The 18,702-nt window shown below is 63.2% G+C and carries 19 protein-coding genes; 8 read left to right on the forward strand and 11 right to left on the reverse strand.

Annotated features, from left to right (window positions below; all coding sequences use genetic code 11):
* Positions 1 to 17 precede the first annotated feature (17 nt).
* A complete protein-coding gene (gene metW / locus FJ867_RS07200; protein WP_140500775.1) occupies positions 18 to 632 on the forward strand; it encodes a methionine biosynthesis protein MetW in 615 nt (204 codons plus the stop codon).
* Positions 633 to 743: 111 nt separating this feature from the next.
* On the opposite strand, the gene FJ867_RS07205 is transcribed toward metW, so the two are convergent.
* The 3 genes from FJ867_RS07205 to FJ867_RS07215 all read right to left on the reverse strand — a co-directional run bounded on the left by FJ867_RS07205 (position 744) and on the right by FJ867_RS07215 (position 4,404).
* Entirely contained in the window at positions 744 to 1,547 is an 804-nt protein-coding gene (locus tag FJ867_RS07205; protein ID WP_140816888.1) for a DUF1194 domain-containing protein, read from the reverse strand.
* A gap of 105 nt (positions 1,548 to 1,652) precedes the next feature.
* Positions 1,653 to 3,476, reverse strand: coding sequence for an ABC transporter ATP-binding protein/permease (locus FJ867_RS07210; protein WP_140816890.1), 1,824 nt, complete (start codon positions 3,474 to 3,476; stop codon positions 1,653 to 1,655).
* A 139-nt stretch (positions 3,477 to 3,615) separates the two neighbouring features.
* On the reverse strand, positions 3,616 to 4,404 hold the full coding sequence (locus FJ867_RS07215) for a methyltransferase domain-containing protein (RefSeq protein ID WP_140565863.1): 789 nt from the start codon (positions 4,402 to 4,404) through the stop codon (positions 3,616 to 3,618).
* A gap of 153 nt (positions 4,405 to 4,557) precedes the next feature.
* On the opposite strand from FJ867_RS07215, the gene gloB reads away from it, so the two are divergent.
* Both gloB and FJ867_RS07225 read left to right on the forward strand, forming a co-directional pair.
* Positions 4,558 to 5,325, forward strand: a complete 768-nt coding sequence (gene gloB, locus FJ867_RS07220; RefSeq protein ID WP_140816892.1) for a hydroxyacylglutathione hydrolase — start codon at positions 4,558 to 4,560, stop codon at positions 5,323 to 5,325.
* Between the two features lie 23 nt (positions 5,326 to 5,348).
* Positions 5,349 to 5,789, forward strand: coding sequence for a cupin domain-containing protein (locus FJ867_RS07225; RefSeq protein ID WP_140513900.1), 441 nt, complete (start codon positions 5,349 to 5,351; stop codon positions 5,787 to 5,789).
* Positions 5,790 to 5,804: 15 nt separating this feature from the next.
* Here FJ867_RS07225 and FJ867_RS07230 read toward each other — a convergent pair whose 3' ends face one another.
* From FJ867_RS07230 to FJ867_RS07240, 3 genes are read right to left on the reverse strand one after another with little or no spacing between them, the layout of a single operon-like run.
* Positions 5,805 to 6,479, reverse strand: coding sequence for a lysoplasmalogenase family protein (locus FJ867_RS07230; RefSeq protein WP_140816897.1), 675 nt, complete (start codon positions 6,477 to 6,479; stop codon positions 5,805 to 5,807).
* The gene (locus FJ867_RS07235) at positions 6,476 to 7,411 is read right to left on the reverse strand and encodes an EamA family transporter (protein ID WP_140500768.1); all 936 of its coding nucleotides are present in this window, start codon (positions 7,409 to 7,411) and stop codon (positions 6,476 to 6,478) included. Before FJ867_RS07235 ends, FJ867_RS07230 begins: the two co-directional genes overlap by 4 nt.
* 27 nt (positions 7,412 to 7,438) lie before the next feature.
* Positions 7,439 to 8,227: a DUF3108 domain-containing protein gene (locus FJ867_RS07240; protein WP_140525409.1), complete on the reverse strand. Its 789-nt coding sequence runs from the start codon at positions 8,225 to 8,227 to the stop codon at positions 7,439 to 7,441.
* A gap of 252 nt (positions 8,228 to 8,479) precedes the next feature.
* Here FJ867_RS07240 and rpmB point away from each other — a divergent pair, with 252 nt between their 5' ends.
* From rpmB to FJ867_RS07255, 3 genes are all read left to right on the forward strand, one after another.
* Entirely contained in the window at positions 8,480 to 8,776 is a 297-nt protein-coding gene (rpmB, locus tag FJ867_RS07245) for a 50S ribosomal protein L28 (RefSeq protein WP_140500766.1), read from the forward strand.
* Between the two features lie 163 nt (positions 8,777 to 8,939).
* Entirely contained in the window at positions 8,940 to 9,623 is a 684-nt protein-coding gene (locus FJ867_RS07250) for a queuosine precursor transporter (RefSeq protein WP_140500765.1), read from the forward strand.
* A gap of 3 nt (positions 9,624 to 9,626) precedes the next feature.
* Positions 9,627 to 10,307, forward strand: a complete 681-nt coding sequence (locus FJ867_RS07255) for a hypothetical protein (protein ID WP_140816905.1) — start codon at positions 9,627 to 9,629, stop codon at positions 10,305 to 10,307.
* A gap of 87 nt (positions 10,308 to 10,394) precedes the next feature.
* Here FJ867_RS07255 and FJ867_RS07260 read toward each other — a convergent pair whose 3' ends face one another.
* The 4 genes from FJ867_RS07260 to FJ867_RS07275 all read right to left on the reverse strand — a co-directional run bounded on the left by FJ867_RS07260 (position 10,395) and on the right by FJ867_RS07275 (position 15,060).
* On the reverse strand, positions 10,395 to 11,423 hold the full coding sequence (locus tag FJ867_RS07260; protein WP_140816932.1) for an esterase-like activity of phytase family protein: 1,029 nt from the start codon (positions 11,421 to 11,423) through the stop codon (positions 10,395 to 10,397).
* Positions 11,420 to 13,318: a cobaltochelatase subunit CobT gene (gene cobT / locus FJ867_RS07265; RefSeq protein WP_140513907.1), complete on the reverse strand. Its 1,899-nt coding sequence runs from the start codon at positions 13,316 to 13,318 to the stop codon at positions 11,420 to 11,422. Before cobT ends, FJ867_RS07260 begins: the two co-directional genes overlap by 4 nt.
* A gap of 11 nt (positions 13,319 to 13,329) precedes the next feature.
* On the reverse strand, positions 13,330 to 14,316 hold the full coding sequence (cobS, locus tag FJ867_RS07270) for a cobaltochelatase subunit CobS (RefSeq protein WP_140500761.1): 987 nt from the start codon (positions 14,314 to 14,316) through the stop codon (positions 13,330 to 13,332).
* Positions 14,317 to 14,439: 123 nt separating this feature from the next.
* Positions 14,440 to 15,060, reverse strand: a complete 621-nt coding sequence (locus FJ867_RS07275; RefSeq protein ID WP_140500760.1) for a J domain-containing protein — start codon at positions 15,058 to 15,060, stop codon at positions 14,440 to 14,442.
* A gap of 183 nt (positions 15,061 to 15,243) precedes the next feature.
* Between FJ867_RS07275 and FJ867_RS07280 the strand changes: the two genes are divergently transcribed.
* On the forward strand, positions 15,244 to 15,546 hold the full coding sequence (locus tag FJ867_RS07280) for a BolA family protein (protein ID WP_140560160.1): 303 nt from the start codon (positions 15,244 to 15,246) through the stop codon (positions 15,544 to 15,546).
* Positions 15,547 to 15,601: 55 nt separating this feature from the next.
* On the opposite strand, the gene FJ867_RS07285 is transcribed toward FJ867_RS07280, so the two are convergent.
* Positions 15,602 to 16,408: an alpha/beta hydrolase gene (locus FJ867_RS07285; protein WP_140816934.1), complete on the reverse strand. Its 807-nt coding sequence runs from the start codon at positions 16,406 to 16,408 to the stop codon at positions 15,602 to 15,604.
* A gap of 341 nt (positions 16,409 to 16,749) precedes the next feature.
* Here FJ867_RS07285 and FJ867_RS07290 point away from each other — a divergent pair, with 341 nt between their 5' ends.
* Positions 16,750 to 18,699, forward strand: coding sequence for a PrkA family serine protein kinase (locus FJ867_RS07290; RefSeq protein ID WP_140500854.1), 1,950 nt, complete (start codon positions 16,750 to 16,752; stop codon positions 18,697 to 18,699).
* The last annotated feature ends 3 nt before the right edge of the window (positions 18,700 to 18,702 follow it).

Genomic DNA, 18,702 nt, shown 5'->3' on the forward strand with positions numbered 1-18,702 from the left:
ACGACAAGGGGCAAGCCATGAGCGTCAACCGCGCCCAGCGCGTCGATCTCGAGGTGATCGCCGGTCTGATCCCGCCGCAATCGCGGGTGCTGGACGTCGGCTCCGGCGACGGCTCGCTGCTCGAGCTTTTGCAGGAAACCAAGCAGATCGACGGCCGCGGACTGGAGCTGTCGCAGCGCGGTGTCAACGAATGCGTGGCGCGCGGCCTTTCTGTCGTCCAGGGCGACGCCGACAAGGATCTTGAATTCTATCCCGACAAGGGTTTTGATTTCGTCGTCCTGTCGCAGACCTTGCAGGCGACCCGCAACCCGAAGCTCGTTCTCGACGAACTGCTCAGGATCGGCGAACACGCCATCGTTTCCTTCCCCAATTTCGGCCACTGGCGGGTGCGCCTGTCGCTGTTCGTCAAGGGCCGCATGCCGGTGACCAAGGACCTGCCCTATTCCTGGTACGACACGCCGAACATCCACTTCTGCACCATCCGCGACTTCGTCAATCTGTGCGAGGAGCTTGGCGCGACCGTGGAAAGGGCGACCGCGCTCGACGCCAACGGCCAGAAGATCGGCCTGTCGATGCCATGGTGGTTCTGGAACTTCTTCGGCCAGCAAGCGGTGTTCTTGTTGAAGCGATAAGGGCCATCCCGGAGGTGGCTATGACACCCCCTTTTCGGGCGAAGTCGAGCTGCAGGCTGATCTCTGCGACGAAGGTCATCAGCAGGTTGGGACGCATAGCCCGGCGAAGGCTCAGCGATCGAGCTCCGGGAAATACGGATCCGACAAGAACCGTCTGTCGCGTTCGCCTTGCAGGCAGTCGATCGGAGCCTCGGCTTCGGCGGGAATGATCCTGGTCTCGTTCTGAACGCCGCTCACTTCGAGGATCAACTTGCGCCGGATCGCCGTCGAGAATTCGGCGGCTGTATAAATCGGCAGCACGAAGGAGCCCGGCCCGCCGGTTACGCACTGGGCGTAATACCGGTCGAGATGGCTGAAGGTGGGCGATGGATTGATCAGGATCGGCAGGCCGTTGATGACGATGCCTCTGGCGTTTGCCGCATCCCGCGTGGCGGTGACGGGCAGCCCGATATTGTTTGGTCCGTCACCGGAAATATCGATGACGCTGCGTTCGCTTTCGAAAGTAGTGCGGTCGAAAAGCCCTGCGCCGAAGGCGAGCGCGCCGGAGATCGACGTGCCGCGGAAGCTGCGGAACGGGCGGGCTGCAATCTTGTCGGCAAAAGCGTTGGCGCTCTCGGCGCCGTCGATGATCTGCCAGCCGATGAGCGCGTCGTCGCGCACGGTGCCGGCCCATTCGAAATAGGTGAGCGCGATGCGACCGGCGTTCCCGGCGCGGACCGCCTTGATGAAGTCGGGATGACGCAGCGCCTCCACATAGCCGGCGCGCTGCAGGGCGAACTCCTTCTCGTCCATCGACAATGAGATATCGACCGCCAGCACCAATTCGACGTCAACGGCCAGGCTATCCGGCGCAGGCGCAGTCACGGCGGCCTCGGTGCAGGCCAGGCAGGCAAGCAGGCTGAGAGCATCAAGCATGGCCGGCTCAAGCTATGTTTCCGGTGCGATCTTCCCTCGCGATCACGGCGAAATAAAGCTGCCGCGTGGCGTGGCGCGGGCTGGTCCGAATAGATGCCGGAAGCGCTATGCCTTGCGGCGAGGAGCGGCCGGCGGCGGCTCGATTGCGCCTGCCCTTATGCGCGCGGGCTTCAGAGCCGGCACGCCGGACGCCTTCACGATGGTCAGTGCGCGCGGGAAGAATTGATTGTTGTGCTGGCCGCGGCCTATATTGAGGATCGTCGCCCCGGCCAGCCGCTTCTCCAGCATCGACAACACCCGCCGCAGTGTCGGTCCGTCGAAGGCATCGAGAGCCTCATCGATGATCACCCATTTCGGCTGCCGCAGCACGAGGCGGGCAAAGGCCAGCAGGCGCAGTTCGTCGTCGGCCAGTTCATGCTCCCAACGCGCGCTGCGGCCGAGCGACGACGACAGGTGTTCCAGGCCGATCTCGGCCAGCACGGCTGAGATATCGGCATCGCTTGCCGGCGCAACCCCGTCCACGCGGTCGAGCACTTCGCGCAGCGTGGCGGTTGGGAAGTAAGGCGTGCGCGGCACGAAGATGGGCGTCTCTCCCGCCGGCATGCCGATGCGCCCGCTCCCCCACGGCCATAGGCCGGCAATGGCGCGAAAGAACAGCGTCTTGCCCGCGCCAGGCTCGCCGGTGAGCATGACGCGTTCGCCGGCGTGGATCTCGACATGCTGGTCGGCGAGCCTCGTGCAGCCCTCCGGCGAGGCCACTTCGAGTTTCTCGAAGGTCAGCTTGCCGTTTGCATTCTCGCCGAATTCGATGCGCCTTTCCTGGCCGTGCAGCACATCGGTCTCATCCAGCGCAATGCGGAAATCGGCGACGCGCATCAGCGTCGCGCGCCAATCGGCGATGCTGCCGATATTGTTGATGAACCAACGCAATGAAGAATGGACCTGATTGAAGGCGCCGACTGCCATCATCAGTCCGCCGAAGCTGATATCGCCCGCGAAATAGACCGGCGAAGCGACCAGGATGGGAGCCACCACGGTGATCCAGCCATAGGTGTCCGTCACCCAGGCGAGATTGATCTGGGCGTTATAGATGCGTCGCATGGCGCCGAGCACGGTGCCCAGGTCGGTTTCCAGCCGCCGCCTGGCATCGGGCTCGCTTCGGGCGAGCGCGATGGCATCGATGTTCTCGTTGACGCGCACCATCGAGGAACGCAGCTCCGCCTCGCGTGTGTAGCGGTCGCTGTTGAGGTGGATCAGTGGCCGTCCGACCAGCCAGCTCAGCCAGGAAGCCGTTCCGGCATAGAGGATGGCCGCCCACACCATGTAGCCCGGTATGGCGAGCGATGTCCCGCCGACATGGAAGACGAAGCCCGAGGACAGCTCCCACAACACGCCGACGAAGGAGGCGAGCAGGATTAGGGATTGCAGCAGGCCAACGCCAAGATCCGTCGACAGGTCGGAAAGATGGCTCGCGTCCTGCTGCATGCGCTGGTCGGGATTGACCCCGATGGCGCCTGCATGCGCCAGGCGAAAAGCGCGCGCCGGCCGCATCCATCCATCGATCAGATCGAGCGTCAGCGCCTCGCGCAGCTTCAGCCGGATCATCTGATTGAGCCAGGTCTGGCCGACATTGAGCACAAGAAGCCCACCGGCAATCGCGGCAAAAACGGCGAGCTGGTGCAGGAAGGCCTGCATGTCGCGGCGTGCAAGCGCATCGTAGAAAGGCTGGTTCCAGCGGTTGAGCAGAACCTGGCCGATCGAGGTCGCGACAATGACGGCAACCATTCCGATGGAGGCCCAGCGTAGCCCTTTGCGGACCGGCGACCCGGCAAGCGCCAGCTTGATGGTTGCCACCTGATCACGCAGGCTCGAAGCTTCGACCGCAGCGATAGGCCGGGCAGAGGCATCATTGTCCGGATAATCGGCCATGAGCTGAAGTCCTTGCGTTCAAAAGCGGTGCTGAAAACCGGATGAAGTGTAGTGACGCCACTGGTCACTCAGCCAGGCTGCGAGCCCGTCAGCGACAGATAGGTCGCGAAATGCCGTCCGGCGCAAGTTTCTGGCATGATCACGAAGGTGTCATTCGCGGACCCGGCGATGTCGTGGCCCCGGTCTCTATTCGCCGGCCGAGCCGCGTTGCTGCATGCGGCGAAAGCACCGGCACGAAAACCCGTCGGGAAGCGCGCTGGGCGGCCGGCACGCCCTGATAGAGCCGCTTCTGCGCCTCGACCACGATGACGCCGGAAAAGATCGGCCACAGCCGCCGGCCGGCGCGCTCCACCATATTGTGGAAGCGCATCATGAAACGCCGCCGCGATGGCGGAAAGAACAGGGCGTCGGACCAGGCGGCGGGCGTGAAATTCGCCTCGCGCAGCAACTCGGTGAGCTGACCGCGCGAGAACGGCCTGCCATTGCCAAACGGCGTGTGCTCGAACCGCGCCCAGACGCCGCGCCGGTTGGGCACGACGATGACCACCCGGCCGGCCGGCGACAGCACGCGCCAGATCTCGTTCAGCGTTTCGCGCGGGTTTTCGACATGCTCGAGCGAATGCACGAGCAGCATGCGGTCGATGCAGGAATCGACCAGCGGCAGTTCCTCGTCGAAAACCAGAGCCGTCGCCGTCGGTCCCGCCGCCGGCCAGACCACGGCGCCCTGCGTCGCCGGCATGAAGGCGAACACCCGCTCGGCGTCGCTGCCGAACCGTTCCAGCCAAGGCAAGGTGTAGCCGAGCCCGACAAGCCGCTCATTGGGCACGGTGGCCCATATCGATGACAAGGCCATGGTGATCGAATGCTCGGCGAAGCGACCGAGCGCTGTCGAATAGAAGGAGCGGAGATCGACGATGTCGGAATGCATGTCAGGGATGTAGCCGCGATATCGGCGGGTTTCAACAAAAGGCCGCGACGTCCCGAGATCCCGGATGTCGAATGACATCCTGACATTAGTCATCTCCGGGATGACATCCGCGCGTCGGCGTCCTATGTCTGCGGCGAAAGATGGAGAGATGCGATGGCGGTCGAAATCGAACAGTTCATGTGCCGCAGCGACAATTTCGGCGTGCTGGTGCATGATCCCAAAAGCGGTCAGACCGCGCTTATCGATGCGCCGGAAGAAGCGGCGATCCTGGCTGCGGTCAAGCGCACCGGCTGGACGCCGACGATGATCCTGACCACGCATCACCATGTCGACCATGTCGAGGCCAATCTGGCGCTGAAGCAGCGCTTCAAGCTGCGCATCGTCGGTCCCGAAGCGGAAAAGGCCAGGATCCCCGGCATTGACGACACGGTCGAGGACGGTTCGGTCCTGCATCTCGGCGAGGAACGTATCGAAGTGATCGCCACCCCCGGCCACACCGCTGGCCACGTCTCCTATCACCTGCCGGCATCGAAAGTGGCGTTCACCGCCGACACGCTGTTCGCGCTCGGTTGCGGGCGGCTGTTCGAATGCAAGCCGCCGGTGATGTTTGAATCCCTGAAGAAGCTCGCGGCACTGCCTGCCGCGACCGTGATCTATTGCGGGCACGAATACACGCTCGCCAACGCCCGTTTCGCGCTGAGCGTCGACCGGACCAATTCGGCATTGAAGGAACGCGCGGCAAAAATTGAAGCGCTGCGCGCCGATAACAAGCCGACGCTGCCGACCACGATCGGCGAGGAATTGTCGACCAACCCTTTCCTGCGCTGGCATGATCCGGCAATCCGCAGGCATCTCGGCATGGAGAAGGCGTCGGATGTCGAGGTTTTTGCCGAGGTCCGCAAGCGCAAGGATAATTTCTAGGCCAAGCGACACTGGTCGAAACCATGACGAGTTCCGCAGAAATCATCGCCATCCTTGGCATGAAGCCGCATCCGGAAGGCGGCTGGTACACGGAAACCTTTCGCGACGGTGGCGGCGGAGCTCGAGGCCACTCGACGGCGATCTATTTTCTGCTGGAGCAGGGCCAGGTTTCCGCCTGGCATCGCGTCAGGGATGCAGCCGAGGCCTGGCACTTCTACGCCGGCGCGCCGCTGGCGCTGTCGATATGGGAAGAAGGCGGCCCAAAGGCTAACCGGGTGATCGAGCAGGTGCTCGGCATCGAGCTTGCGGCCGGCGAGCGGCCGCAAATCGTCGTGCCGGCGGGCTGGTGGCAATCGGCGCGCAGCCTGGGCGAGTGGACCCTGGTCGGCTGCACCGTGGCGCCGGGCTTCGACTTTGCGGCGTTTGAACTGGCGGAGCCTGGTTGGCGGCCTAAACAGCTCTGACCCAGCCGGAAACCCTTAGCGCAGCAGGAAACCAAGCGTGACCACGAGCTGCGCGGCGTAGTAAAGCACCCAGACCGCCAAACGCATCCAGGCGCGATGTGGCGAAATGGCGGCCGCCAGGAAGCGTTCCGTGGCCAGCAGCGCGTCGGACGCCATGAACAGCACGGCACCGCCGATAACAGCGGCACTGCTCGTCGTCAGCGCCGAAATGCCCATGGCGAGGATGGCCGCGACATAGCCCGCGATCGGCGCTCGCAGGGCCGGGCCGACGCGGCGCCACAGCGCCGCCAGCATGAGAATAACGAATACCGCCATCGCAAGTGCGATTGCCGCGCGCCAAGGTTCGGCCCCCAGCACTCCCATTCCCCCGCCGCTGCGCAGGAACAGCACGACGTAGACGATATGCGCGGCGAGAAAGCTGCCCAGCCCGCCCAGAAACATCTTTTCGCCATCCCGCGACAGGAAGGCGTCGCCGATGGCGCTCAGCGCAAGAGCGGCGACCAGTAGCAGCGGCCCGCCCTGCATCGCCGCCAGCACGGCAAGCATGGCCACGGCGAGCGTTTTTGCCGCCGAACGGGCGAGCGTCGGCGCCATGCCTGATGTGAAGGCGTAGACAACCGCCGCCACCAGCGAAAAGATCAGCGTCGCATTGGCGTTGGCATCGATGCCGCCTGGAAACGGCATCGTCACGCCCGGGCTCCGCCTTCGGATGCCCCGGCTCCGTTTTCGGATGCCCCGGCTCCGCTTTCGGAAGCAGCGGGCTTGCGCAGGAACAGCGACTTTGCCGCAAGTGCGGCCCCCCCGGTGATGAGCACGCAGGCCGCGACAATGCGCAGCGACGGCTCGGCGACGCCGGCCGCGATCAACACCAGCGTCGACAGGAGCGGCGCGGCATAGCTTGCCGCGCCCAGCACCTGGATGTTGCCGCGCTTGACGCCGACATCCCAGGCATAGAAGGCTGCCCCCACTGGCATCAGGCCGAGCCCGAGCACGGCAAGCCATTGCCCGGCACTCGCGGGCAGCACCGTCTCTTCCAGCGCCAGATGGCAGGCAAGCGACAACAGCGCGGTCGCCGCGCAGAACCAAGTGACGATGCTGGTCGGCACCGAGGGGAAACGCCGCGACAGGAGCGAATAGGACGACCACAGCACGGCGCAGACGGCAGCCATGGCGTAGCCGAAGGCATAGCGCGCGTCGAAGGCGAGGCCGCCGCCCTTGGTGACGATGAGCACGGTGCCGGCAAGGCCGAGCAGCGCGCCCACGATATGGTTCCAGGCCAACCGCTCGCCCGGCATCAGCGCCGAGCCGAGCACGATCAGCAGCGGCCACAGATAGGCGATCAGGCTGGCCTCCACCGCCGGCGCGTTGCGCAGCGCTGTGAAGTAGAAGAAGTGGTAGCCGAAAAGGCCGGCAATGCCGATCACCCAGACCTGGCGCGGTATCTTCTGGCTTCTATCCGCGGCCGGCATGAAAAGGCGCGCGACAAGCCCGACCCCGGTGCCGATCGAGAAGGTGATGGCCGACAAGAGGAACGGCGGCACCTTGCCGGATGCGTCCGTAAGCAACGCCAGCAGTGCCCACATGGCGACGGCCGAAAAGCCGATCAGTGTCGCGCGCCCCATTCTGTCTCCAGCGGCGCGCGTGGCGCCTTATTGTATTGCTTCGAAACGCCTGGCGCTGATGGTCAAGGTGCCGATCTGCGTCCCGACCGTCGCGCGGATCGGCGCATATACCCCGGTTTGGCCGAGCGGCGCAAATGTCACCATTATGCGGCTTTTGTTCTTGAGGTAGTTGAGCGCCTTGCGGCCCTTGCGGTAGCCCGCCACCGGCTCGAAACCCATCCGGCATGTGACCGTGTCGCCCTTGTAGCCGGGCACCGAGATCGACCCTTTTGAAGCGTAGCTCAGCGTCAGGTTGGCGCGCATCTCGCCGTCATACAGCCTCACGGTGCGGCCGCAGACCTTGTCGAGGCTGCCGGCATGGATGACGGTTGCCGCCATCGGATCGAGCACCGATGCCAGGTCGCCGGCGCCAAGCGGCACCCAACTGTCGGGATCGCGCTTTTCCGGCGCGGGAACGACCGTCGTCGAGATGACGTTGCCATTGGCAAAACGAATGTCGATGGCGGAGGCTTTCTTGCCGGAAGTGTAGTCCGCGCGGAACGCCTGCGGCACCATCTTCTGGCCCGAAATCGTACCCTTGGACGAGATCGTGCCGCGCGTGTCATCGAACAGCTTGGCGAGACCAGCCGCGGAAACGCTGCCGTCGATCGAGTAGACGCCGTTCTCATAATGGCTTGAAAAGCTTGATTTCGCGATAGAAAGGCCGAGAAACGACACTGTGTATTCGCCCCTGAAGGACTGCGGCGAGGCGGCCGTCGCGGCCGACGGCAAGGCGACGGCCAGCGCGGCGGCAAGGGCATGGGGCAAGCGAAGCATGGCGCGATCGGATCCTTGATTTCAACCGGAGGCGGACAACTCCGGTCTGGCATGTCCCTATGGAACCGCTTATACGACGAATTCCGGCCTTAGTATGAAATGCCGCTGGGCCCAGGCTGGAGCTTGACGCATGGGCGAAATGCAACTATGGAACGCCAACTTTTTCCATAAGGCCGCTTGACCAGAACCGCGCGCCACCCGGCGTGGGCACGAAGGTTTGGCAGGTCCCCGAGAGAACTGAAGGTTAGAACCATGTCCCGCACCTGCGAACTCACTGCCAAGGCAGTCCAGACCGGCAACAATGTGAGCCACGCCAACAACAAGACCAAGCGTCGCTTCCTGCCGAACCTCGTCAATGTGACGCTGATTTCGGAAGCGCTGAACCAGAATGTGCGCCTGCGCATTTCCGCCAACGCGCTGCGTTCGGTCGAGCATCGCGGCGGTCTCGACGCCTTCCTGGCCAAGGCTGACGTCAAGGAGCTGTCGCAGCGCGCGCGCCTCTTGAAGAAGCAGATCGCCAAGAAGCTCGCCGAGCAGGCTGCCGCGTAAACTGCCTTCAGGCGGGGGACAACCGCCCTGGCCAACCTCTTGTTGGCCTTGGACATCGGGTCGCCGTCCGCAAGGCGGTTTCGGAAATCCGATGCTCGAACAAAGCGAGCGCGATCCGGTTTCGGCATGACGCTCCGCTGGTTCCATTACCCAGGATAAAAAAATGACTTCCTTCTCGCGATACCTGCCCTTCGTGGCCGCCATGGCGCTTGTCGTCGTGGCATCGAATATCCTCGTGCAGTTCCCGATGCAGGGTCGGATCGGCGGCTTGTCGCTGGCCGACCTGCTCACCTGGGGCGCGTTCACCTACCCGTTCTCCTTTCTGGTCACGGACCTTGCCAACCGCCGCTACGGGCCTGCCGTGGCGCGCCGGATCGTCTTTGTCGGCTTCATGACGGCGGTGGTCTGCTCGGTCCTCGTGCCGCCCTTCCTGTTCCGCCATGGTTTCATCGAGTTCGAGACCGCCGCCGACCGGCTGGTGCGCATCGCGGCGGCGTCCGGCGCGGCCTTCCTCACCGCGCAATTGCTAGACGTGACCGTGTTCAACCGTCTGCGCCGACAGAGCTGGTGGCGGGCGCCGATCGTCGGCACGCTGGTCGGCTCGGTGTTCGACACCGTCGTGTTCTTCAGCGTCGCTTTCTCCGCGGCTTTCGCCTTCGTTGGCCCAAGCGACAGTTTTGCGCTGGAAACGGCGCCGCTGATGGGCGTGCTGCCGGTCGAGGCCATGCGTTGGGTCTCTTGGGCGCTTGGCGACCTCAGCGTGAAGCTGATCATCGCCGTCGTGGCACTGATCCCCTATCGGCTGCTCGCCGCCCGCTGGAGCCAGCCGGCTGTTGCTGCGGTCTAGGCCGTGATTCCCTGGATCCAGCTGGACTCCGCGAAAACCCCGGATGGCGCGCAGGAGCTTCGGCTCAAGCGGCGCGGTTCCGAATTCTCGATCATGCTGGGCACCAACGAGTTGATGAACAGCCGCCTCAGCGGCTCGGAAGAAGCGTTGGCCAGGCTCTCCTGTCGGAGGATCGCCGGCCGCAGACAGCCGAGAATGCTGATCGGCGGGCTTGGCATGGGTTTTACGCTGCGCGCCGCTCTCGCCGAGTTGGGCGAGAATGCCGAAATCACTGTCGCGGAGTTGGTGCCGGCGGTCATCGCGTGGGCGCGAGGGCCGATGGCCGAGCTGTTTGGTGGCTGTCTCGACGATCCGCGCGTCATCGTTCGGGAGGCCGATGTCGGGCAGTTGATAAGACCCCGGCCCGCGGCCTGGGACGCCATCCTGCTAGATGTCGACAACGGCCCGGACGGCATCGTTCACAAATCCAACGACGCGCTGTACAGCCTGCAGGGCCTGGCGGCAGCGCGCACCGCACTGAAGCCCGGCGGCGTGCTTGCCGTGTGGTCGCAAGGGCCGGACAGCGGCTTCACCCGGCGGCTGAAGCAGGCAGGTTTCGCGGTCGAGGAGGTGAGCACGCGCGCCAACGGCAAGCGCGGCGCGCGTCATGTCATCTGGATCGCCACCAACGGCTCGCGACCCTGAGCGGACGCCGTCATTTGATGAATAGCCGACCAAATCGAAGCCGGCGTTGAATACCTTCAACTTCAGCTTCGCAGCTGGAGCGCCAAATCAGTCCTGGTGCAAAATGAATTCCAGGTAGAGATTGCGCTGCAGGATCGAGTGGTTGTCGTCGGAGATCAGCGACACCATCAGCGCGCCGTCTTCGCGCTTCCAGACGTCGAGCCCTTCCATATTGTCGATCTGGTAACCCATATCGGCTTCCAGCAGCACCGGACCGTCGGCGACCGCGCCCTTCTCGACGGTCTCGCCATCAATGCGCCGCAGCCGCATCTTGAGGCCTCCTGCCATCGTGAAACTGCGCTCCAGCAGCAGAAGGTCGCCATCCGGCAGGAAAGCCCCATCGGTGATATCGAAATCGCCGTTGCGCTTGACGGTGAAGACGCCCTTGTGCGGACCTTCGATGATGGCGGCATAGATGTTGCCGGCCTTGTCCAAGCTCTTTTCCGACACCACGACCAGGCCGCCTTGGTGGCGGCCATTGGCATTGGCGTGGGTGACGGTCTCGAAGCCTCGGTTCCGGCGCAGCTCCCATGCCGGAACCAGGAAATCCATCTGCCTGAACGGCGCCTTCATATCGTCGGGGCCAATTTTGAACTGGGCGACGCGATGGTTGCGCTCGAAACCCACGGTGGCAATGCCGTCCTTGACGGAAAGCCCCTCGGCATCGACTTCCGATTTCTCGTCGATCGGCTGGCCCGATGCATCGACCATCTGTTCCATGCGGAAGTCCCCGATGCCTGACGGGCGCTTGTCCGCATCATGGGTCACGGTGCCGAAGAACCAGAATCCGGTATCGGCGACGCCGACGAAGTCGCGACCGCCTTTCAGGAAACGGAAGGCCGACAGCGCGCCGAAATCGCGCGACGGCGACGTCATCTCCAGCCCGCCGACGAATTCGAGCGGACCGAATTGCGTGTCGGCACGGCCTATACGGAATTCGGTGATCGGGCGGGCCGAGACCTCGACCGGTTCAACCGAGGTCGCGCTGGCCGAACTGGATGGCACCGGGGCTGCACCGGCAAACAGGGCGATGGCGGCGAAAAGTGCTTGTCGAAATCCGCCGTGCGAAAAGATCATCCGGCGCGCCGCATGCCGCCGCGCCGCGTATCGCGTGCGCTTTCCTCGGCGAACAGCGAAGCCAATTGCTCGGTCATGGCGCCGGCCAGTTCCTCGGCATCGACAATGGTGACGGCGCGCCGGTAATAGCGGGTGACGTCATGGCCGATGCCGATGGCAAGCAGCTCGACCGGCGAGCGCGTCTCGATCAGCTCGATGACGGCGCGCAGATGGCGCTCGAGATAATTGCCCGGATTGACCGACAGCGTCGAATCGTCGACCGGCGCGCCGTCGGAGATCATCATCAGGATCTTGCGCTGCTCTGGCCGGGCGATCAGCCGGTTATGCGCCCACAGCAGCGCCTCGCCATCGATGTTTTCCTTGAGCAGGCCTTCGCGCATCATCAGGCCGAGATTGCGCCGTGCCCGCCGCCAGGGATGGTCGGCCGACTTGTAGATGATGTGGCGCAGGTCATTCAGCCGGCCCGGATTCGGCGGCTTGCCGTCCTTCAGCCACTTCTCGCGGGCCTGCCCGCCTTTCCAGGCGCGCGTGGTGAAGCCCAAAATCTCGACCGAAACGCCGCAGCGTTCCAGCGTGCGCGCCAGAATGTCGGCGCAGGTGGCGGCCACGGTGATCGGCCGGCCGCGCATGGAACCCGAATTGTCGAGCACCAGCGTCACCACCGTGTCGCGGAATTTGGTGTCGCGCTCCTGCTTGAAAGACAGCGGCTGCATCGGATCGATGACGACGCGCACCAACCGTGCCGGATCGAGATAGCCCTCCTCCAGGTCGAAATCCCACGACCGGTTCTGCTGCGCCATCAGGCGGCGCTGCAAACGGTTGGCCAGCCGGCCGACGACGCCGGACAGGTTGGCGAGTTGCTTGTCGAGAAAGGCGCGCAGCCGGTCGAGCTCTTCTTCCTCGCAAAGCTCCTCCGCCCCCACCGTCTCGTCGAAAGCTGACGTGAAGACCTTGTAATCGATCTCCTTCGGAAGGTTGGTGAAAGGGTTGTCGTTGCGGCGCGCCTCGCCGGGCGTCTCGGCATCGGCATCGTCGTCGTCGGACAAATCGTCGGCAGTGGCGTCGGAGGCTTCGGTCTCGGCCGACTGCTCGTCGTCAGAGGAAGCCTCGGCATCTTCGGACTGCGACTGTTCGGAGCCGGAATCGTCCTCGCCGCCTTCCTCGCTCTGTTCCTCGCCTTGCGGCTGGTTGTCGTCATTGTCCTCTGAATCTTCTGTCTCCTGCTCGTCGCCGAGTTCCTCGGCCATTTCCATGGAGGCGAGCATTTCACGCACGACGCGGGCGAAGGCCTGCTGGTCGTCGAGCTTGGACGACAGCCCGTCGAGGTCGGCGCTGGCCTTTTCCTCTACCCAGGGGCGCCAGAGCTCGACCAGCCGCTCGCCGCTCTTGGGGATCGGCCGGCCGGTCAGCTTCTCGCGCACCATCAGCGCCAGCGCCTCCTCGATCGGGGCGTCGGCCTTGTCCTTGACGTCGACGAGATTGGCCTTGGCGTATTTGTCCTCCAGCATCGAGCCTATATTGTCGGCGACCCCTTGCATGGCGCGGCTGCCGATCGCCTCGACGCGCGCCTGTTCAACCGCGTCGTAGATGGCGCGGGCCGCCTTGCCTTCCGGCGCCAGTCTGCTGTGGATACGCACGTCATGGCAGGCGCGCTTGAGCGCCATGGAATCGCCGAGGCCGCGGGTGATGGCTATGTCGGCCTTGGACGCTTTCTTGGGCAATTCCGGCAGCCGGGCGCGGCTGCCGGCGAGCGCCGGGCGGTCCTTGGCGAAGCCGACTTCCAGCTCCTTGTCTCCGGCGATGGCGCGCATGCAGACGGTGACAGCACGCTTGAAGCTGTCGGCTTCAGAGCCCGTCTTCGACTTGTTGCGCGTATTGTCGCCCGGACCCGCCATCGAGGCTCTGCTTAGCCCAGCACCACATTGGCGGCGCTCTCCGGCAGATCCTCGCCGAAGGCGCGCTGGTAGAACTCGGCCACCACCGAGCGCTCCAGTTCGTCGCATTTGTTGAGGAAGGTCAGCCGGAACGCCATGCCGATATTGCCGAAGATCTCGGCATTCTCCGCCCAGGTGATGACGGTACGCGGGCTCATCACGGTCGACAGATCGCCATTGATGAAGGCCGAGCGCGTCATGTCTGCGACGCGCACCATCTTGTTGACGATGTCCTTGCCCTTGCCGTCGCGATAGTGCTTGGCCTTGGCCAGCACGATATTCACCTCATTGTCGTGCGGCAGGTAGTTCAGCGTGGTGACGATCGACCAGCGGTCCATCTGCGCCTGGTTGATCTGCTGGGTGCCGTGATAGAGGCCGGTGGTGTCGCCCAACCCGACCGTGTTGGCGGTCGAGAACAGCCGGAACGCCGGATGCGGACGGATGACGCGGCTCTGGTCGAGCAGCGTCAGCCGACCAGACGATTCCAGCACGCGCTGGATGACGAACATCACGTCCGGACGGCCGGCGTCATATTCGTCGAAGCACAGCGCCACATTGTGCTGGTAGGCCCAGGGCAGAATGCCGTCGCGGAATTCGGTGATCTGCAAGCCGTCCTTGACCACGATCGCGTCCTTGCCGACGAGGTCGATGCGGCTGACATGGCTGTCGAGATTGACGCGCACGCAAGGCCAGTTGAGGCGGGCCGCGACCTGCTCGATGTGGGTCGATTTGCCGGTGCCGTGATAGCCCGAGACCATGACGCGCCGGTTGTAGGCGAAGCCGGCGAGGATCGCCATCGTCGTCGCCTTGTCGAAAAGATAGTCGGGATCGATGTCGGGCACATGTTCGCTGGTGACCGAATAAGCCGGCACCACCATCTTGGAGTCGAAGCCGAATTTGTCCTTCACCGACACCGTGGTGTCGGGCAGGTTGGCGATGTCGCGATCGACCTTGTTCATCTCTATCCACGTCTCCACGGGCGAAACGACTGATTTCGCCGGCAATCGATTTTCTCCGGGGGCGGTCTTAGAGCCTTTTCCACCCTTATGAAAGTTGGAAAACGACACGAACCGTTGGGTCGCTCAGCACAAACCCGCCTGCTTGAGCACGCGATAGGCCTGGAGCACATCGCGGAACCGGTCTTCCGAACCTCTGTCGCCGCCATTCGCATCCGGATGGTGACGCTTCACCAGTTCCTTATAGCGCGCCTTGATCTCCTTGCCAGTCGCCTTTGTATCAAGGCCAAGCGTTTCCAGCGCCTTGGCCTCAAGCGGCTTGGCCTTGCGCTCGCGCACCTCCCGGGGATCCTTCGGCCCCTTGAACAGGTCGAACGGGTCGCGCATCCGGTTGTAGTAGCCGGCGCGGCCGGAGCGCATCTGCGCCATATCGGGAGACGAGCGCGTCGAGGCGCCGTTGACGCCCATCTTCCAGGTCGGCCGATGGCCGGTCATCGCCTCCTTCTGGAAACGGGCGACCTCGGTGTCCGGAACGCCGGAAAAATAGTTGAAACCCTTGTTGTACTCGCGCACATGGTCGAAGCAGAAGCGGAAATACTCGCCCTCCTTCATGCGCCCGACCGGAGCGCGATGGGTGCCCGCCTCCTTGCAGCCATCCCACTGGCAGATCGGCGCGTGCGACTTCAGCTCCGCGTCCTTCTCCTGGCGGATGCGGATCTTCTCGAAATATTTGGGATACGGCTTCATCTAACCCATTTATGGGGCGTTCGCAGATGCGAAACAAGAATTGACATTTTCGCGATGATCGCCCTAACCGCTGAATCGCGGCATAAAGCAGGCGGAGGACCGATTTTGTTGAAGCGCGGCATGCAACGAAGTCGGTTCGGCTTCCGCGATCCCGCTGGCGATATGTGGTGAAGGGAGACGGCAATGTCCATACAGGCAACCATGGAAGACAAGTTGAGCAAGGCATTTTCGCCGGAGCGGCTGGTCGTCATCAACGAAAGCCATCTGCACGCCGGCCATCATCATGTGGAATCCGGCCACCAGGCTACGTTCGACGGCACCGGCGAGACGCATTTCCGCGTCCGCATTGTTTCGCAGGATTTTGCCGGCATGAGCCGCATCGAGCGCCACCGCGCGGTCAACGCGCTTTTGGCCGACGAATTGAAGGCTGGCCTGCACGCGCTGGCGATCGAACCGGCGGCTCCCGGCGAAAAGACGCGCTGGTAGGCCGGTCCTCCTCGCTCCTCGCGGTGACGTTCAGAGCTCCGTTTCGATGCCGCAATCACCCAACCGCCGATTTCAGGAATGCCAGTGCCGCCCCGGTCAAGGCGTCGCCATCCTCGCCGAAATCGCGGTTGATCGACATATGCGTATAGGCGCTGCCGTCGAACAGCGTCACCTTGGTGCCGGTGGCGCGCAAGCGCTCGGCGAACGCCTTGGAGTCCCCGTCCCGGCCCGAAGCGCCTGAGTAGGCGATGAAGGTCGGTGGGTGCTTGCGGCCATCTACATAACTGGCCGGCGACAACGCCGCCCATTGCGCGGGATCGGGGAAGGCCCGCGCATAAGCCCGTGCCATGCCGCCATTCCTGGCAAGCGCGGTGAGGTCATAGGCCCTGGTGTCGTCGAGAAGCAGCGCGGCCACACCCGGCAGACCGCCGCGCATGCCGGTCAGCGCAACGAGGTGGCAACCGGCCGAATGGCCCATGGCCACGATCCGCCTGGCATCGCCGCCATGCCGGGCAATGTTGGCGCGGACATAGGCATAGGCCTTTTCGACATCGTCGGCCTGGGTGGCGACCTCCGCTTCGGGCAGCATGCGATAGTCGATGGAGACCAGGCAAAACCCGTTGGCGAGCAGGAAGGCCGGCTTCGCGTTGACCTGCGAGCGCTTGCCGGAGCGCCAGGCGCCGCCATGGACGAAGAAGACGACCGGCAATCCGCGTGCGCCATCCGGCGCATAGATATCGAGCTTGGCCGGCCCGTAATCGAAGGTTGTCGGCACGGGTTGGCGCTGGCCCCATGCGACCGATGTGACCAATGGCAACATCGCCGCCGCGGAGACCAGAATAAGGCTTCGTCGATCGATCATCGCAATCTCCCGATCGTTGGGCCCGATATGTAGACGAGGAATGCCCGCACGCACCACGAGCATCCCGTTAGACTTGGGAGTGCTCAACGATCTGATTCAACACCATACCAGCCGCATCAATGCACTCGCTTTGCCGTTCGGTTCACGAAATCGATATTTGCCCTTGACGGTCTCCTCTGGCCATCACCACCTGAGATATCAGACGAGCATTGTAACTGTGTGCTGTCCAAGTTCGATGCAGATACACGCTCTCTCTCCAATGTGGAGGGAACCACAATGCATCCCGGTAGTTGAATGAGATGAGCCGGGCGGCAGCCAGAATGGCTCTGAGGGCAACCATCATGGGTGAGAACCAGTCCGACGTCTTCGATCTGTTTTCGGAGATTTATGCAAACGCGGGCCAGGAGGAAATAAGCCTCCAGCAGTATCTCCTTGCCTGCCGGGAAGACAAGTCAATGTATGCCTCGGCGCCGGAACGGATGGTCGAGGCAATCGGCGAGCCGAACCTGGTCGACACCAGCAAGGACGAGCGGCTCGGCCGCATTTTCTCCAACCGCACGGTCAAGGTGTATCCCACCTTCTCCGATTTCTACGGAATGGAGGATACGATCGAACGCATCGCCGGCTATTTCCGCTATGCGTCGCAGGGGCTCGAGGAGCGCAAGCAGATCCTCTATCTCCTCGGCCCTGTCGGCGGCGGCAAGTCCTCCCTGGCCGAACGGCTGAAGAAACTGATGGAGGAACGCCCGATCTACACGCTCAAGGCCGGCAATCAGATCAGTCCGATTTTCGAGTCGCCGCTCGGCCTGTTCCATCCCGATCGCATGGGCGATCTGCTGGAGGACAAATACGGCATAGCCCGGCGTCGCCTCAACGGCATTATCTCGCCCTGGGCGGCCAAGCGGCTTGATGAATTGTCTGGCGACATTTCCAAATTCAGCGTGGTGAAATTGATGCCCTCGCGGCTGCGCCAGATCGCTATAGCCAAGACGGAGCCTGGCGACGAGAACAATCAGGATGTCTCGGCTCTGGTTGGCAAGGTCGACATCAGGCAATTGGAGGATTTCAGCCAGTCCGATCCGGACGCTTATTCCTACAGCGGCGGGCTGAACCGGACCACGCAAGGCCTGCTCGAATTCGTCGAGATGTTCAAGGCGCCCATCAAGGTCCTGCATCCGCTGCTGACGGCGACCCAGGAAGGCAGCTATAACGGCACCGAGAATTTCGGCGCCTTCCCCTATCAGGGCATCATCGTTGCCCATTCCAACGAATCGGAGTGGCAACAGTTCAAGAACAACAAGAATAATGAGGCCTTTCTCGACCGCATCCTCGTGGTCAAGGTGCCGTATTGCCTGCGGATCACCGAAGAAAGGCATATCTACGAGAAACTGTTGCGCGAGAGCGAGCTGGCCGGCAGCCCCTGCGCACCTGAAGTGCTGGATATTCTCAGCCGGTTCACGGTCTCGACCCGTCTTGCCGAGCACGACAATTCGCCGCTCTACACCAAGATGCGCGCCTATGACGGCGAAAACCTCAAGGAGGTCGACCCCCGGGCCAAGTCGGTTCAGGAATATCGCGACGCCGCCGGCGTCGACGAGGGCATGACCGGCGTAAGCACGCGCTTCGCCTTCAAGATCCTGTCGCAGACATTCAACTACGACACCAACGAGGTCGCGGCGGATCCCGTGCACCTGATGTACATCCTGGAAGAGGCGATCAAGCGCGAGCAGTTCCCAAAGGAGACGGAAGCGAGCTATCTCGAGTTCATCAAGTCGGAACTGGCAACGCGCTATGCCGAGTTCATCGGCCACGAGATCCAGAAGGCCTATCTGGAATCGTACAGCGAGTATGGCCAGAACCTATTCGACCGCTACATCGCCTATGCCGATGCCTGGATCGAAGATCAGGACTACAAGGATCCCGATACGGGCCAGATCCTCAATCGCGAGATATTGGACAAGGAATTGTCGCAGGTCGAAAAACCGGCCGGCATCGCCAACCCCAAGGATTTCCGCAACGAAGTGGTCAAGTTCACGCTGCGTGCCCGGGCACGCAACCACGGCCGCAACCCATCATGGACAAGCTACGAAAAGCTGCGCGAGGTTATCGAGAAGCGCATGTTCGGCCAAGTCGAAGATCTTCTGCCGGTGATCAGTTTCGGCTCCAAGCAGGACAGCGTCACGGAAAAGCGGCACAATGAATTCGTGCAGCGCATGGTGCAACGCGGCTACACCGAGCGGCAGGTACGGCGGCTGGTCGACTGGTACATGCGCGTGAACAAGGCGGGCTGAGAA

It is taken from the genome of Mesorhizobium sp. B2-5-3 (assembly GCF_006441005.1).
Lineage (GTDB): Bacteria > Pseudomonadota > Alphaproteobacteria > Rhizobiales > Rhizobiaceae > Mesorhizobium.